Annotated in this window: 16 protein-coding genes; 13 read left to right on the forward strand and 3 right to left on the reverse strand. The window is 72.1% G+C overall.

All coding sequences use genetic code 11. The features are described 5' to 3' along the window. Positions 1 to 25: 25 nt before the first annotated feature. The 3 genes from miaB to dapF are packed head-to-tail and all read left to right on the forward strand — an operon-like array spanning position 26 to position 3,349. Positions 26 to 1,519 (forward strand): tRNA (N6-isopentenyl adenosine(37)-C2)-methylthiotransferase MiaB, encoded by a 1,494-nt coding sequence (miaB, locus tag LEL83_RS02600; protein WP_225557642.1) that lies wholly within the window; start codon positions 26 to 28, stop codon positions 1,517 to 1,519. Continuing rightward, the gene (gene miaA / locus LEL83_RS02605; RefSeq protein ID WP_225557643.1) at positions 1,506 to 2,462 is read left to right on the forward strand and encodes a tRNA (adenosine(37)-N6)-dimethylallyltransferase MiaA; all 957 of its coding nucleotides are present in this window, start codon (positions 1,506 to 1,508) and stop codon (positions 2,460 to 2,462) included. Before miaB ends, miaA begins: the two co-directional genes overlap by 14 nt. Continuing rightward, positions 2,459 to 3,349: a diaminopimelate epimerase gene (gene dapF, locus LEL83_RS02610; protein WP_198658114.1), complete on the forward strand. Its 891-nt coding sequence runs from the start codon at positions 2,459 to 2,461 to the stop codon at positions 3,347 to 3,349. The genes miaA and dapF overlap by 4 nt, the downstream gene beginning before the upstream one ends. Positions 3,350 to 3,544: 195 nt before the next feature. Here the strand turns inward: dapF and LEL83_RS02615 are convergent, their stop codons facing one another. After that, the gene (locus LEL83_RS02615) at positions 3,545 to 4,156 is read right to left on the reverse strand and encodes a class I SAM-dependent methyltransferase (protein WP_225557644.1); all 612 of its coding nucleotides are present in this window, start codon (positions 4,154 to 4,156) and stop codon (positions 3,545 to 3,547) included. A gap of 61 nt (positions 4,157 to 4,217) precedes the next feature. Between LEL83_RS02615 and hflX the strand changes: the two genes are divergently transcribed. Beyond that, positions 4,218 to 5,759, forward strand: coding sequence for a GTPase HflX (gene hflX, locus LEL83_RS02620; protein ID WP_198658116.1), 1,542 nt, complete (start codon positions 4,218 to 4,220; stop codon positions 5,757 to 5,759). Between the two features lie 198 nt (positions 5,760 to 5,957). Here hflX and lexA read toward each other — a convergent pair whose 3' ends face one another. Next, positions 5,958 to 6,602, reverse strand: a complete 645-nt coding sequence (lexA, locus tag LEL83_RS02625; RefSeq protein WP_225557645.1) for a transcriptional repressor LexA — start codon at positions 6,600 to 6,602, stop codon at positions 5,958 to 5,960. 235 nt (positions 6,603 to 6,837) lie between these two features. Here lexA and LEL83_RS02630 point away from each other — a divergent pair, with 235 nt between their 5' ends. The 9 genes from LEL83_RS02630 to scpB all read left to right on the forward strand — a co-directional run bounded on the left by LEL83_RS02630 (position 6,838) and on the right by scpB (position 13,804). Beyond that, positions 6,838 to 7,215, forward strand: a complete 378-nt coding sequence (locus LEL83_RS02630) for a LysM peptidoglycan-binding domain-containing protein (RefSeq protein WP_198658118.1) — start codon at positions 6,838 to 6,840, stop codon at positions 7,213 to 7,215. Between the two features lie 65 nt (positions 7,216 to 7,280). Continuing rightward, a complete protein-coding gene (locus tag LEL83_RS02635) occupies positions 7,281 to 8,387 on the forward strand; it encodes a histidinol-phosphate transaminase (protein WP_225557646.1) in 1,107 nt (368 codons plus the stop codon). Next, positions 8,384 to 8,986 carry an imidazoleglycerol-phosphate dehydratase HisB gene (gene hisB, locus LEL83_RS02640; protein ID WP_225557647.1) on the forward strand — a complete coding sequence of 201 codons (603 nt, stop codon included), beginning with the start codon at positions 8,384 to 8,386 and terminating at the stop codon, positions 8,984 to 8,986. Before LEL83_RS02635 ends, hisB begins: the two co-directional genes overlap by 4 nt. Next, positions 8,983 to 9,621: an imidazole glycerol phosphate synthase subunit HisH gene (gene hisH / locus LEL83_RS02645; RefSeq protein WP_198658121.1), complete on the forward strand. Its 639-nt coding sequence runs from the start codon at positions 8,983 to 8,985 to the stop codon at positions 9,619 to 9,621. Before hisB ends, hisH begins: the two co-directional genes overlap by 4 nt. 183 nt (positions 9,622 to 9,804) lie before the next feature. Further along, entirely contained in the window at positions 9,805 to 10,551 is a 747-nt protein-coding gene (gene priA, locus LEL83_RS02650) for a bifunctional 1-(5-phosphoribosyl)-5-((5-phosphoribosylamino)methylideneamino)imidazole-4-carboxamide isomerase/phosphoribosylanthranilate isomerase PriA (RefSeq protein ID WP_198658122.1), read from the forward strand. Positions 10,552 to 10,555: 4 nt separating this feature from the next. Then, entirely contained in the window at positions 10,556 to 11,371 is an 816-nt protein-coding gene (locus LEL83_RS02655) for an SseB family protein (protein WP_225557648.1), read from the forward strand. 94 nt (positions 11,372 to 11,465) lie between these two features. Beyond that, positions 11,466 to 12,341: a ParA family protein gene (locus LEL83_RS02660; protein ID WP_198658124.1), complete on the forward strand. Its 876-nt coding sequence runs from the start codon at positions 11,466 to 11,468 to the stop codon at positions 12,339 to 12,341. Further along, entirely contained in the window at positions 12,325 to 13,128 is an 804-nt protein-coding gene (locus LEL83_RS02665; RefSeq protein ID WP_225557649.1) for a segregation and condensation protein A, read from the forward strand. The genes LEL83_RS02660 and LEL83_RS02665 overlap by 17 nt, the downstream gene beginning before the upstream one ends. Continuing rightward, positions 13,118 to 13,804: an SMC-Scp complex subunit ScpB gene (gene scpB, locus LEL83_RS02670; RefSeq protein WP_225557650.1), complete on the forward strand. Its 687-nt coding sequence runs from the start codon at positions 13,118 to 13,120 to the stop codon at positions 13,802 to 13,804. The genes LEL83_RS02665 and scpB overlap by 11 nt, the downstream gene beginning before the upstream one ends. Here the strand turns inward: scpB and LEL83_RS02675 are convergent. After that, positions 13,731 to 14,912 carry a hypothetical protein gene (locus LEL83_RS02675; protein ID WP_225557651.1) on the reverse strand — a complete coding sequence of 394 codons (1,182 nt, stop codon included), beginning with the start codon at positions 14,910 to 14,912 and terminating at the stop codon, positions 13,731 to 13,733. The two genes, scpB and LEL83_RS02675, sit on opposite strands and share 74 nt — an antisense overlap. Positions 14,913 to 15,090: the final 178 nt, after the last annotated feature.

Here is a 15,090-nt window from a genome sequence, read left to right on the forward strand (position 1 = left end):
CGCTCCGACCTACACTGGGACGACCATGGCCACCGTCGCAGCGCGCCCCCGCACCTACGAAGTCCGCACCTACGGGTGCCAGATGAACGTGCACGACTCCGAGCGGCTGAGCGGCTCGCTGCAGGCCGCGGGCTACGCCGCTGCCGACGGCGAGCAGGCCGACGTGGTCGTCATCAACACGTGTGCGGTGCGCGAGAACGCCGACAACCGGCTCTACGGCAACCTCGGGCAGCTCGCCGGCATCAAGCGCGAGCACCCGGGCATGCAGATCGCCGTCGGCGGGTGCCTGGCGCAGAAGGACAAGAACGTCATCCTCGAGAAGGCGCCGTGGGTCGACGTCGTCTTCGGCACGCACAACATGGGGTCGTTGCCGACGCTGCTCGAGCGGGCCCGACACAACGACGAGGCGCAGATCGAGATCCTCGAGGCCCTCGACGTGTTCCCGTCGACACTGCCGACCAAGCGTGAGTCCACGCACAGCGGCTGGGTGTCGATCTCGGTCGGGTGCAACAACACGTGCACGTTCTGCATCGTCCCCTCGCTGCGCGGCAAGGAGAAGGACCGCCGTCCCGGGGACGTCCTGGCCGAGGTGCAGGCGCTCGTCGACGACGGTGCGATCGAGGTCACGCTGCTCGGGCAGAACGTCAACTCCTACGGCGTCGAGTTCGGCGACCGACAGGCCTTCAGCAAGCTGCTGCGGGCCACGGGGACGATCGAGGGGCTCGAGCGCGTCCGGTTCACGAGCCCGCACCCCGCGGCGTTCACAGACGACGTCGTCGACGCCATGGCCGAGACGCCGAACGTCATGCCGCAGCTGCACATGCCGCTGCAGTCCGGCTCGGACCGCGTGCTCAAGGCGATGCGTCGCAGCTACCGCAGCGAGCGGTTCCTCGGGATCCTCGACCGCGTCCGCGCGGAGATCCCGCACGCGGCCATCTCGACGGACATCATCGTGGGCTTCCCCGGCGAGACCGAGGCCGACTTCGCCGACACCCTGCGGGTCGTCGAGCAGGCGCGGTTCGCCTCCGCCTTCACGTTCCAGTACTCCATCCGACCGGGCACCCCGGCCGCCACGATGGACGACCAGCTGCCGAAGCAGGTCGTGCAGGAACGGTACGAGCGGCTGGTCGCGCTGCAGGACCGGATCACCGCAGAGGAGAACGCCCGGCAGGTCGGCCGGAGCGTCGAGGTGCTGGTCGCCACGGGCGAGGGCAAGAAGGACGACGCCACCCGCCGGCTGTCCGGCCGCGCCGAGGACTCCCGGCTCGTGCACTTCGCGGTGCCGGCCGGGTCCGCGGTCCCGCGCCCGGGCGACGTCGTCACGGTGGAGGTCACCCGTGCCGCTCCGCACTTCCTGATCGCCGACAACGAGGGTCCGCTGCGCATCCGCCGCACGCGTGCCGGCGACGCCTGGGACCGCGCCGAGGCGGAGAGCTGTGGCGTCCCGACACCCGCGACGGCCGGCGACGGCCCGCGCCCGGTCTCGCTCGGGCTGCCCACGCTCCGTGTCGGCCGCTGATCCGACGCCGGCCGCAGGGAGCTCTGCCGACCTGATCGCGGTCGTCGGGGCGACGGGCACCGGCAAGTCCGACCTCGGCATCGCGATCGCCGAGCGCCTGCGCGCCGCGGGTCGCAGCGCAGCAATCATCAACGCCGACGCCATGCAGCTGTACCGCGGCATGGACATCGGGACGGCCAAGCTGCCGCTCGAGGAACGACGGGGCATCCCGCACCACCAGCTCGACGTGCTCGACGTCACCGACGAGGCGAGCGTCGCTGCGTACCAGGTCGCCGCCCGGGCCGACGTCGAACGGATCCAGGCGGACGGGGGCGTGGCGGTGCTCGTCGGGGGCAGCGGCCTGTACGTCTCCGCGGTGCTGTTCGACCTGGCGTTCCCCGGTACGGACCCGGTGCTCCGGGCGCGGCTCGAGCAGGAGCACGAGGAGCTCGGCCCGGGCATCCTGCTCGAACGGCTGCGCGCCCTCGACCCGGCGGCCGCCGCGACGATCGACGCACGCAACCCACGGCGGTTGATCCGAGCACTCGAGATCGCGAGCCGATCCGAGGTGGTGACCCCGAGCCTCCCGGACGCGCCCCGCGCCTGGCGACCGTCCCGCATCCTGCACCTGCGTCGCGACCGCGACCAGCTGGTGCCGGCCCTGCACGAGCGGGCCGCGCTGATGTTCGCGGCCGGGCTGGTCGACGAGGTCGCGGCCCTCCGCGACCGCGGACTGGAGCAGGGACGCACCGCCCGCGGTGCGATCGGCTACTCGCAGGCGCTCGAGGTGCTCGCCGGCACGTCGACGGTCGACCAAGCCGTCGAGGCGACGGGCGTCGCCACGCGCAAGTACGCGCGTCGGCAGGTGTCCTGGTTCCGGCGCTACGCCGACGCGGAGACGCTCGACGTCACGGGGGCGGACCCCGGCGACCTGTCGGAGCTGGCCCGTAGGATCGTGCCGTGACCGAGCTGCACTTCACCAAGGGCCAGGGGACCGGCAACGACTTCGTCCTGTTCGCCGACCCCGACGCCGTCGTCGACCTGACCCCGGAGCGGATCCGGGCGATCGCCGACCGCCGGTTCGGCGTCGGTGGTGACGGCGTGATCCGCGCGGTGCGCTCCGAGGCGATCCCCGAGGGGCGCGCGCTCGTGTCCGTCGAGCCCGAGGCGACCTGGTTCATGGACTACCACAACGCCGACGGCACGGTCGCGGAGATGTGCGGCAACGGCATCCGTGTGTTCGCGCGGTACCTGACCGAATCGGGGCTGGTCGACCTGGCGCCCGGCGAGACGCTCACCGTCGGCAGCCGCAAGGGCCTGGTCGACATCCGGCGCACCACGAACGGGTTCGCCGCCGACCTCGGCCGCTGGAGCCTGGGCATCGAGGGCGGCGGATCGGACGACGTGCTCGTGCGGGCGAAGAACCTCGACGGCGCGCGACCGGGCATCGGCATCGACGTCGGCAACCCGCACGTGGTCGTCGCGGTCGAGACCGAGGACGAGCTCGCCGACCTCGACCTGACGTTCCTGCCGGTGCTCGACCCGGCGCCGGCGCACGGTGCCAACGTGGAGTTCGTGCTGCCGGGGGACCCGCTGATCGAGGACGGCGTCGGCGTGATCACGATGCGCGTGCACGAGCGGGGCAGCGGGGAGACTCTGTCGTGCGGGACCGGCGCGGTGGCCGCGGCCCTCGCCACGCGGTACTGGGTGGGCGCGGGGGCGCCGGACACCTGGCGGGTGCGGGTGCCGGGCGGGCTGCTGACCGTGCGGATGACGGCGACCGAGGACGGCGAGCACGTGTCGCTGTCCGGGCCGGCCGAGCTGGTGTTCTCGGGCGACCTGACGGTCTGACGCGGGCGGGCGGGCGCGGGGACGGGCGCGCGCTGCTCGTTCGTGGGTCGTGCCCGCACGTCGTGAGCAGCAATGGTCGGGTGCGCCGTGGCGACTCGACCATTCGTGCTCACGAAGCACAACGACCGCGGCGTCGCGCGAGCGGCCGTCGCGCGAGCGACCGCGGCGCGAGCGGGCGCCGCGCAGCGCCGGCGCCTACGCCGAGCGCACCACCCGGATCACGCGGAACCCCTTGGCGGTCGACACCCGGTCCACCGCGAACCCCTCGCCCAGCGCCCCGACGAGCCACTTCTGCAGCGAGTCGCCACCCAGGTCCTTCGACACCACGAGCCACGCCTCGCCCCCGACCTCGAGCCGCGGCAGCCAGGTGAGCAGGATCTCGTGGAGCTCGTCCTTGCCGACACGGATCGGCGGGTTCGACCAGATCGTCCGGAAGCGCAGGTCGGCGGGGACGTCCGACGGCAGGGCGACGGTGACGTTGGCGGCCCCGGCGGCGGCGGCGTTCCCGCGCGCGAGCCCGAGGACCCGCTCGTTGACGTCGACGCCCCACACCCGGGCGTCGGGGGACTGCAGGGCCATGGTGATCGCGATCGGACCCCAGCCGCAGCCGATGTCGAGCAGTGCGCCGTCGCTCGCCGGGGCCGGCACGGACCCGAGCAGGACCTTCGTGCCGCGGTCGATGCCGTCCGGGCTGAACACCCCCGCCGCGGTGGTGAGCGTGAGGGGTCGATCGGCGAGGGTGACCGTGATCTCGCGTTCGCGTGTCTCGGACGACGGGTTCGCGGAGAAGTAGTGCTCGTTCGCCATGGAAGAACCGTACCGTCACCCCCGTGTGTCCGAGGGGCCGCGGCGGTACCCTGAGCACAGCATGACGGATACCCATCAGGAGAACCACCAGTCCACCGACGACAGCGCAGAAGGTGTCGTCGAACGGGTGCTGCGCAACGCGGACCAGCGCGCAGCATCGTCCATCTTCGCGCCCGCCCAGGCCATCCAGACCCGCTCGGTCGACGACCGCGGTTGGGACGGCGACGGCGACCAGTACGACCGTGAGGACCGAGCGGCACTGCGTCGTGTCACGGGCCTCTCCACCGAGCTCGAGGACGTCACCGAGGTCGAGTACCGCCAGCTGCGGCTCGAGCAGGTCGTCCTGATCGGGGTCTACCCCCAGGGCGATGCCTCGGACGCCGAGAACTCCCTCCGCGAGCTGGCGGCACTGGCCGAGACAGCGGGCGCCGTGGTGCTCGACGGGCTCCTGCAGCGCCGACCGAACCCCGACCCGGCCACCTACCTCGGCAAGGGCAAGGCCCAGGAACTCGCGATGGTCGTCAAGGCCACCGGCGCCGACACGGTCATCGCCGACACCGAACTCGCCCCCTCGCAGCGTCGTGCGCTGGAGGACGTCGTGAAGGTGAAGGTGATCGACCGCACGGCCGTGATCCTCGACATCTTCAGCCAGCACGCGAAGACCCGCGAGGGCAAGGCCCAGGTCGAGCTCGCCCAGCTCCAGTACCTGCTGCCGCGACTGCGTGGTTGGGGTGAGTCGATGTCCCGACAGGCCGGTGGTCAGGTCTCCGGCGGTGCGGGCATGGGGTCGCGCGGTCCCGGTGAGACCAAGATGGAGCTCGACCGCCGCAAGATCCACACGCGCATGGCCAAGCTCCGTCGGCAGATCGCCGGGTTCGCCCCGGCGCGCGAGGCCAAGCGCGCCGAGCGCAACCGCAACGAGGTGCCGAGCGTCGCGATCGCGGGCTACACGAACGCGGGCAAGTCCTCGTTGCTCAACCGCCTGACGAGCGCCGGCGTGCTCGTGCAGAACCAGCTGTTCGCGACGCTGGACGCCACCGTCCGCCGGACCGAGAGCGCCAAGGGGCGGGAGTTCACGTTCGTCGACACCGTCGGGTTCGTGCGCAACCTGCCGCACCAGCTGGTCGAGGCGTTCCGCTCCACCCTCGAGGAAGTCGGCGACGCCGACGTCATCGTCCACGTCGTGGACGGCTCGCACCCCGACCCCGGCGCGCAGCTCTCGACGGTGCGCGAGGTCATCGGCGACGTCGGTGCGGGGGACCTGCCGGAGATCGTCGTCTTCAACAAGGCCGACCTGATCGACGACGCCCAGCGGCTGGTGCTCATCGGGCTCGTACCGGACGCGGTGTTCGTCTCGGCGCGCACCGGCGAGGGCATCCCGGAGCTCCTCCGCGTCATCGAGGACCGCCTGCCGGAGCCCGACGTCGACCTGACCATCGTGGTGCCCTACGACCGCGGTGACCTGGTGTCGTCGCTGCACGACGCCGGTTCGGTGGAGTCCGTCGACTACGTCGAGGACGGCACGCGCCTGCACGTCCGGGTCTTCCAGCGGCAGGTCGCCGAGCTCGAGCCGTTCCTGGTCACGCCGGTCCCGTCCGTCTGACCCGCGGCTCCGGCAGGCGCTGCCGCGCGGCCTGGAGGCCCGTCACCGGTCCGCAGGACACCGTCGGCTTCCCGAGACGCCCCCGAACACACGAAACGCCGCCGGATCCGGCGGCGTTTCGTCGTGCAGGCGGTGTCTCGCGGGGACGCCGGCGTCTCGCCCGGCAGGCCCAGAGCACCGGGGGACCCGGGTGACTGGTCAGAGGGAGCGCAGGACCGCGACGACCTTGCCGAGCACCGAGGCCGCGTCACCGAGGATCGGCTCGAACGCGGTGTTGCGCGGCAGCAGCCACGTGTGCCCGTCGCGCTGACGGAACACCTTCACGGTTGCCTCTTCGTCGAGCATGGCCGCGACGATGTCCCCGTTCTCGGCGGTCTGCTGTGACCGCACGACCACCCAGTCGCCGTCGCAGATCGCCGCGTCGATCATCGACTCACCGACGACCTTGAGCATGAAGAGGTCACCCGTGCCGACGAGCTGGCGGGGGAGCGGCAGGATCTCGTCCACGTGCTGCTCGGCGGTGATCGGGACGCCGGCGGCGATCCGGCCGACCAGCGGTACGAGCGTGGTGGCGTCGACGTCCGGTGCGTCCGCGTCCGACGAGGGCTCGTCGACCAGCACCTCGAGGGCGCGGGGGCGGTTCGGGTCGCGTCGGATCCACCCGCCGAGCTCGAGCTGTCCGAGCTGGTGCGAGACGCTCGACAGCGACGACAGTCCGGCGGCGTCACCGATCTCCCGCATGCTCGGCGGGTAGCCCCGCGATGCGATCGACGCTCGGATCGCGTCGAGGATCGCCTGCTGCTTCGCCGTCAGCGGCTTCTGGCCCCGCAGTTCGTCCACCACGTCGTCTCGCTTTCGTCGGTGCTGGAGCGGTCGTGGCGGGAATGTCGGTGGTCCCCGTTTGACTTGTCCCAGTCGATCGAAACAGTATCCGACCGGGCAACCGCGGACAAACACCTGTTCGAGCGTGTCGCAAGAAATCCCTGCACAAATCCATCCTTGGGACTTGTGCGCCGCCTGATTCGAAACTATGTTCGGTACACGACTTCGGTTCACCGAACGGGAAGGCAAGAACGACATGAGCACCATCGCCCTCGCTGACATCCAGCGCCCCGCGGCGCCCGCCGTGCGTACCCGCCTGCGTCTCACGCGTCGCGGCCGCATCGTCTTCACGACGCTCGCCGCGATCCCCCTGCTCATCGTCGTCGCCCTCGGCGTCCTGAACGGCGGGCAGGCGTCCGCCGGCGACGCCAGCGCCGGTGGGTCTCGCACCACCTTCGAGACCGTGACGATCCAGCCCGGCGAGACGCTGTGGCAGCTCGCGGAAGAGACCGCACCGAACGCAGACCCGCGCGACTTCGTGCAGGACGTCGTGAGCCTGAACGCGCTGGACAGCTCCGCGCTGCAGGCCGGCGAGCAGATCGCCATCCCGGCGCAGTACTCGGCAGGCGAGTAGCCACGACGGGCACTCCCGTCCAGACGGCTGGTCGTCGCCCGAGTGCAGCGGCCTACGATGGTTCGGTGGCATTCACGCTCGAAGACCTCCCGATCCGAGACGACCTGCGCGGTCAGAGCCCGTACGGCGCTCCGCAGAAGCACGTGCGCGTCCAGCTGAACGTCAACGAGAACACGCATCCCGTCCCTGCGGACGTGGCCGACGACATCGTCGAGTCCATCCGGCACGCGCTGCTGACCGTGAACCGCTACCCGGACCGCGAGTTCACGGAGCTGCGCCGGTCCCTCGCCGAGTACCTCGGGCACGGGCTCGGTGCGGACCAGCTCTGGGCCGCGAACGGGTCGAACGAGGTCCTGCAGCAGCTGTTGCAGGCCTTCGGTGGCCCGGGGCGGTCCGTGCTCGGGTTCCCGCCCACGTACTCGATGCACTCGATCTTGGCGTCCGGCACCGGCACCACGTGGATCCCTGCACAGCGCGACGACGCCTTCCGCATCTCGCCCGAGACCGTGGTGGCCGCGATCCGCGAGCACCAGCCGGACATCGTGTTCCTGTGCGGGCCGAACAACCCGACGGGCACGCCGCTCGAGCTCGAGACCATCACGGCCGCGTACGACGCCACCGACGGCATCGTGATGGTCGACGAGGCCTACGCCGAGTTCATGCCGAGCGACGCCCCCAGTGCGATCAGCCTGCTGCCCGGGCGTGAGCGGCTCGTCGTCTCCCGGACGATGAGCAAGGCGTTCGCCTTCGCCGGTGCCCGCGTCGGGTACATGGCCGCCCACCCTGCCGTCATCGACGCGGTCCGACTCGTGCGCCTGCCCTACCACCTGTCCGCCCTCACCCAGGCCGCCGCGATCGCCGCGCTGCGCCACGCCCCCGAGATGCTCGCGATGGTCGACGACATCAAGGGCCAGCGCGACCGCATGGTCGTCGAGCTGCAGGCGATGGGGTACCGCACCTACGAGACGTGGTCGAACTTCGTGCTGTTCGGCGGCGTCGCCGACCCGAACGCCGCGTTCGAGGCACTGCTCGAGCACGACGTCATCGTCCGCGACCTCGGCATCCCCAACCACCTGCGCGTGAGCGCGGGCACCGAGGAGGAGACCACCGCGTTCCTCGACGCCATGCGGCAGGTCGCCGCCGTCCAGCCGCCGGTTAGGGTTGAGGCATGACCGCCCGCACCGCCTCGATCAGCCGCCGGACGAGCGAATCGAGCGTCGAGCTCGAGCTCGACCTGGACGGCACCGGGACGTCGTCGATCTCGACCTCCGTCCCGTTCTTCGACCACATGCTGACGGCGTTCAGCAAGCACTCGCTGATCGACCTGCGGGTGCACTCCACGGGTGACACCGACATCGACGTGCACCACACGGTCGAGGACACCGGGATCGTGCTCGGCCAGGCGATCAAGCAGGCCCTCGGTGATCGCTCCGGCATCGGCCGGTACGGCGACGCGCTCGTGCCCCTCGACGAGGCGCTGGCCCAGGCGGTCGTCGACGTCTCCGGACGGCCGTTCCTGGTGCACTCCGGCGAGCCCGCGGGCTTCGAGTTCCACCGCATCGGCGGACACTTCACCGGGTCGATGGTCCGCCACGTGTTCGAGGCGATCACGTTCAACGCCGGCATCACCGTGCACGTCCGCGTGCTCGAGGGCCGCGACCCACACCACATCGCCGAGGCCGAGTTCAAGGCGTTCGCACGTGCCATGCGCAGGGCGGTCGAGCTGGACCCGCGTGTCGACGGCATCCCCTCCACGAAGGGCGCACTGTGACCGCCGCCAAGCCGAACGTCGTCGTCCTCGACTACGGGTCGGGCAACGTCCACTCCGCGGCCAAGGCACTGGAGCGCGCCGGCGCCGAGGTCACCCTGACCTCGGACAAGCAGGCGGCGCTCAAGGCCGACGGCCTGCTCGTCCCCGGCGTCGGCGCGTTCGCCGCGGTGATCGACCAGCTCGAGGGGGTGCAGGGCGGCGAGATCGTCGACCACCGACTCGCAGGCGGTCGGCCCGTGCTCGGCATCTGCGTCGGGATGCAGGTGCTGTTCTCCCGCGGCATCGAGCGTGGTGCCGACGTCGAGGGGCTCGGACAGTGGCCGGGCACCGTCCAGGAGATCCAGGCCGACGTCCTGCCGCACATGGGCTGGAACACCGTGCAGGCCCCCGAGGACTCCGTGCTGTTCGAGGGGCTGCGCGACGAGCGCTTCTACTTCGTGCACTCGTACGGGGTGACCGAGTTCCCGCTCGAGGCGTACGGGCCGTTCCGCGCGCCCCGCCTGACCTGGGCCGAGCACGGTCAGCCGTTCCTCGCGGCGGTCGAGAACGGGCCGCTCACCGCCACCCAGTTCCACCCCGAGAAGTCCGGCGAGCCGGGCATCCGCCTGCTCGCCAACTGGGTGCGCTCGCTCTGAACCCGGCCGGCGACGCACGCGACGGCCGCGCCGGACGCACGCCGCGCCTCCAGGCCGACAGCCGAGCACCGCAAGCCGACAGCCGCAGGACAGCCGCAAGCCAACAGTCGACAGCCGCAGGACAGCCGCAAGCCGACAGCCGACAGCACCAGGCCGACCGGCCGCAACGAAACCGACAGGACCATGAACGACCTCACCGACACCGCGCCCCTCGTCCTGCTGCCCGCCGTCGATGTCGTCGACGGCCAGGCCGTGCGCCTCACCCAGGGCGAGGCGGGCAGCGAGACCGGCTACGGCGACCCCGTCGCCGCTGCCCGCACCTGGCGCGACCAAGGTGCCGAGTGGATCCACCTCGTCGACCTCGACGCAGCGTTCGGCCGTGGCGACAACCGCAAGGTGATCGCGCACGCGATCCGCGAGGTCGAGGGTGTCTCCGTCGAGCTCTCCGGCGGCATCCGCGACGACGCCTCGCTCGAGGCGGCGCTGGCGACCGGTGCCGCACGCGTCAACCTGGGCACCGCGGCCCTCGAGAACCCGGGCTGGGCGGCGCGGGTGATCGGTGAGTACGGCGAGCAGATCGCCGTCGGGCTCGACGTCCGCGGCACCACCCTCGCGAGCCGCGGGTGGACCGAGGACGCCGGCGACCTGTGGGAGGTCCTCGACCGCCTCGAAGCGGCCGGGTGCGCCCGGTACGTGGTGACCGACGTCACCAAGGACGGCACGCTGCAGGGCCCGAACGTCGAACTGCTGCGGCAGGTGTGCGACCGCACGGACCAGCCCGTGGTGGCGTCCGGCGGGATCTCCACCCTCGACGACCTCCGTGCCCTGCGCGAGCTCGTGCCGTTCGGGCTCGAGGGCGCGATCATCGGCAAGGCGCTGTACTCCGGCGCGTTCACGCTGCCGGCCGCGCTCGACGTCGCGTCGGACTAGCGCCGTGTCGGGCATCTCGAACGGCCGCGGCGCCGGGCCGGAGCCCGACGACGCCCACACCGCGGGCGGTGCTGCCGACTCGGCGGGCTTCGCGTGGGAGGGTCGCACCTTCGACCACCACGACACCGCGTTCGCCGACGACGACGGGCTCGCCGACCCCGACGTGGTCGCCGCGATACAGGGGCTGTCGGGCGGAGCGTCCCAGGCGGCGGTCGTCGCGGCCCTCCGCAGCGCCCGGCTGCTCATCCCGCTCATCGCCGAGGCCGGCGACCTGGGGGAGACCGACGCGGGCAAGCTCGTCGACAAGACGCAGGAGCTGTCGATCGTGACGGTCGCGGGCCCGGACGGGCGCAGCGTCATGCCGGCGTTCACCTCGGTCGACGCCATGCACGCGTGGGACGCGGACGCCCGGCCCGTGCCGGTGGAGTCCCGTCGTGTGGCGATGGCCGCGGCGAGCGAGGACACGCAGCTCGTCGTGCTCGACCCGAAGTCGCCCACCGAGTTCGTGCTGCGCCGACCGGCGGTGTGGGCGCTCGGGCAGGACCTGCCGTGGACCCCGTGCTTCGAGGACCCCGAGGTCGCCCGGGCCTTCGCTGCCTCGGTCGAGGGGGAGCCCAGCGTCGCCCGGGTCGAACTCGCCGCGGGGGACCCGGTCGGCCGGTTCGCCGGACCGGAGCTCACCGTCGGGCTCGCCCTGCTGCCGGGGCTCGACCAGGCGGACGTGCAGGCTCTGGTCGGACGACTGCAGGCACGGTGGACGACGGACGCCGTCATCGGGGACCGTGTGGACAGCATGCGGGTCGCGCTGCGCCCCGCCTGACGGCCTGGAGGCGCCGCACGCGTCCCCGAGACCGGCTGCGGTCGGTGCGGCGGTGCGACCAGGGCCGGCGGGGCGTCGCCGGTACGATGGCCGGGTGAGCACGAACCCGACGACCAACCCCACCGGCGCGACCACCCACGGTCCGACGGGGCGTCCCGTCCGGGTGTTCCCCGTGCCCGAGGAACTCGACAGCACCGGACCCGCCCGCATCATCGCGCTCTGCAACCAGAAGGGCGGCGTCGGCAAGACCACCACGGCGATCAACCTGGGTGCGGCGCTCGCGGAGTACGGCCGGAAGGTCCTGGCCGTCGACTTCGACCCGCAGGGCGCCCTGTCCGCCGGCCTCGGTGTCCGCACGCACGACATCCACACCGTCTACGACCTGCTGATGGGCTCCGTGAAGGACCCGAACCAGGTCATCCAGCCGACGAACACCCCGGGACTCGACGTCATCCCGGCGAACATCGACCTGTCCGCGGCCGAGGTGCACCTGGTCAACGAGGTCGCCCGCGAGCAGATCCTGGCGAGCGTGCTCCGCAAGGTCGCGAACGACTACGACGTGATCCTGGTCGACTGCCAGCCGTCGCTCGGCCTGCTCACCGTGAACGCCCTGACCGCGGCGCACGGCGTGCTCATCCCGCTCGAGTGCGAGTTCTTCGCGCTGCGCGGTGTCGCCCTGCTCATCGAGACGATCGACAAGGTGCGCGACCGGCTCAACCCCGCCCTCAAGCTCGACGGCATCCTGGCGACCATGTACGACTCGCGCACGCTGCACTCCCGCGAGGTCATGGAGCGCGTCGTCGACACCTTCGACGACCGCGTGCTCGACACCGTCATCGGCCGGACCGTCAAGTTCCCGGACGCCACCGTGTCCGCGCGGCCGATCACGCAGACCGCGCCGGAACACCCTGCCGCCCACGCCTACCGGCAGCTCGCACGAGAGCTCGTCCAGCGTGGCGCCGTCGCCTGACGCGGGGTTCCGGGTCCGGCTCGCCAACTTCGACGGGCCGTTCGACCTGCTGCTGTCGCTCATCACGAAGCACGAGCTCGACATCACCGAGGTCTCGCTCGGCGCCGTGACGGGGGAGTTCATCCAGTACGTGCGCCAGGCGGAGTCCGCCGACGAACTCGACGAGGCGAGCGAGTTCCTGGTCGTGGCCGCGACCCTGCTCGACCTGAAGATCGTCGGCCTGCTGCCCCAGGGCGAGCTCGTCGACGCCGAGGACGTCGCCCTGCTCGAGGCACGCGACCTGCTGTTCGCCCGGCTGCTGCAGTACCGGGCGTTCAAGCAGGCGGCCGAGTGGTTCGGGGAGCGGTGGGGCGTCGAGTCCCGCCGCCACGGCCGCAGCGTCCGGCTCGAGGAGCGGTTCCGCGCCCGGACCCCGGAGCTCGTCTGGACCCTGTCGGTGCAGGACTTCGCCGCGCTGGCGACGCTGGCGTTCGCTCCGCGGGAGATCCCCACGGTCGGGCTCGACCACCTGCACGCGCCGCTCATCAGCATCCGCGAGCAGGCCGCGATCGTCGTGTCGATCCTGCGCACCCGCGAGGGCGAGGGGGTCTCGTTCCGGGAACTGGTCGCGGGTGTCGACCAGACGGGTATCGTTGTGGCTCGCTTCCTCGCGATCCTCGAGCTGTACCGGAACGCGTCGATCTCGTTCGAGCAGCTCGAGCCGCTCGGGGAGCTGACACTGCGGTGGACCGCCGAGGACTGGTCCGACGAGAGCCTCGCGAACCTGGGAGCCGACTATGACGGATGACGTGCACGACGTCTCCAGCGCCGAACCCGGCGGCGCCGACGAGATGGCCGACGCCCGCGCGATCGAGCACGAGATCCACGACCGCGCCGTGCACGAACCGGCCGCGATCCCGATCGACCGCCAGCTCGAGGCCATCCTGATGATCGCCGACGAGCCGCAGTCGCTCGTCGCCCTCGGTGCCGCCGTCGGTGCGCCCGTCCCCGCCGTCCGCCAGGCGGTCGAGCGCCTGGTCGCCGACTTCGACGGCGTCGACGGCACGGTCCGCCGTGGCTTCGAACTCCGCGAGGTCGGCGGTGGCTGGCGCTTCTACGTCCGCCAGGACCTCGACCCGGTGGTCGAGCAGTTCGTCGAGGCCGAGCGTCCCTCGCGCCTGTCACAGGCCGCCCTCGAGACCCTCGCGGTCGTCGCCTACAAGCAGCCGATCACCCGATCACAGATCGCCTCGATCCGCGCCGTCAACGTCGACGGTGTCGTCCGCACCCTGGTCGCGCGCGGTCTGATCGAGGAGTCGTTCACCGACGCCGAGACCGGCGCCATCAACTACGTCACGTCCGATCTGCTCCTGCAGCAGCTCGGCATCAACTCGCTCGACGAGCTGCCGCTCATCTCGCCCCTGCTGGACGACGGTGCGGACGGCTTCGAGCAGAAGGAAGGGATCCCCGATGGCCGGGTTTGACGACCGGGGGCGCACGCCCCGAGACCGAGATGACCGCAACGGACGATCGGGAGGCCCGGATCGCTCCGGCCGCCCGGCCGGCGGACGCGGCGGGGCAGGTGCCGGTGCCGGTGGCCGCTCCGGCGGGACCGGTCGCGACGACCGTGGGTACGGTCGCGACGACCGCGGGGGCGCACGCCCGCCGCGTGACGACGACCGCCGGGGCGGGTACCCGTCGCGGGACGACCGCGCCGGTGGTGGCGACCGTGGTGGGTACCGCGGTCGTGACGACCGTGGGGGCTCTGCGCCTCGCGATGACCGTGGTGGGTACCGCGGCCGTGATGACCGTGCCGGTGGTGGCGACCGTGGCGGCTACCGGGGCAGCTCTGCGCCGCGTGACGACCGTGGCGGGTACCGCGGTCGCGATGACCGCGGGAGCTCTGCGCCCCGCGACGATCGTGGCGGGTACCGGGGTCGGGACGACCGTGCCGGTGGTGGTGACCGTGGTGGGTACCGGGGCAACTCCGCGCCGCGCGACGACCGTGGTGGGTACCGGGGTCGCGAGGACCGCGGCAGCTCCGCGCCCCGTGACGACCGCGGCGGCTACCGGGGTCGGGACGACCGTGCCGGTGGTGGCGACCGTGGCGGCTACCGGGGCGGCTCCGCCCCGCGCGACGACCGTGGTGGGTACCGCGGTCACGACGACCGCGGGAGCTCTGCGCCCCGTGACGACCGTGGCGGCTACCGCGGTCGCGACGAACGGGCCGCTGGTGGCGACCGTGGCGGCTACCCCGGCAACACTGGCCCCCGTGACGACCGTGGTGGGTACCGCGGCCGTGACGACCGTGCCCCTGGTGGCGACCGTGGGGGGTACCGCGGCAACGCTGCCCCCCGCGAGGACCGTGGTGGGTACCGCGGTCGTGACGACCGCACCTCGGCCCCGCGCGACGACCGTGGCGACAACCGTGGCCGCTTCGTCGGGCGTGACGACGACCGACGACGCGACGACCGCGGCGGGTACGTCCGCCGCGACGACGACCGCCGTGCCGATCGCGGCCGCGACGACCGCCGCGACGCCCGGAGCCGTGACGACCGCGGCCCCGACGGGCAGCAGAGCCGCGTCTGGCACAACGGCCGTCGCTACGTCGGCGGCACCACGAGCGTGCGCAACAGCGACCGCACGACGCCGAAGCCGAGCGGCCAGCGCGACGACCGCGGCCGCCCGGCCGAGGGCACGCCCGAACGGCCGATCATCGAGGACTGGGACGCGACCGACGGAAGCCCGTCCGCCGGGGGCGATCCGGGCC

Origin of the sequence: Curtobacterium oceanosedimentum, from assembly GCF_020297365.1 — a bacterium.
In the GTDB taxonomy this organism is placed as follows: Bacteria; Actinomycetota; Actinomycetes; order Actinomycetales; family Microbacteriaceae; genus Curtobacterium.

Coding starts and splice junctions, on each gene's coding strand:
- miaB (WP_225557642.1), top strand. CDS start 26: ATGGCCACCGTCGCAGCGCGCCCCCGCACCTACGAAGTCCGCACCTAC.
- LEL83_RS02615 (WP_225557644.1), bottom strand. CDS start 4,156: ATGGCGAACGAGCACTACTTCTCCGCGAACCCGTCGTCCGAGACACGC.
- hflX (WP_198658116.1), top strand. CDS start 4,218: ATGACGGATACCCATCAGGAGAACCACCAGTCCACCGACGACAGCGCA.
- LEL83_RS02630 (WP_198658118.1), top strand. CDS start 6,838: ATGAGCACCATCGCCCTCGCTGACATCCAGCGCCCCGCGGCGCCCGCC.
- hisB (WP_225557647.1), top strand. CDS start 8,384: ATGACCGCCCGCACCGCCTCGATCAGCCGCCGGACGAGCGAATCGAGC.
- priA (WP_198658122.1), top strand. CDS start 9,805: ATGAACGACCTCACCGACACCGCGCCCCTCGTCCTGCTGCCCGCCGTC.
- scpB (WP_225557650.1), top strand. CDS start 13,118: ATGACGGATGACGTGCACGACGTCTCCAGCGCCGAACCCGGCGGCGCC.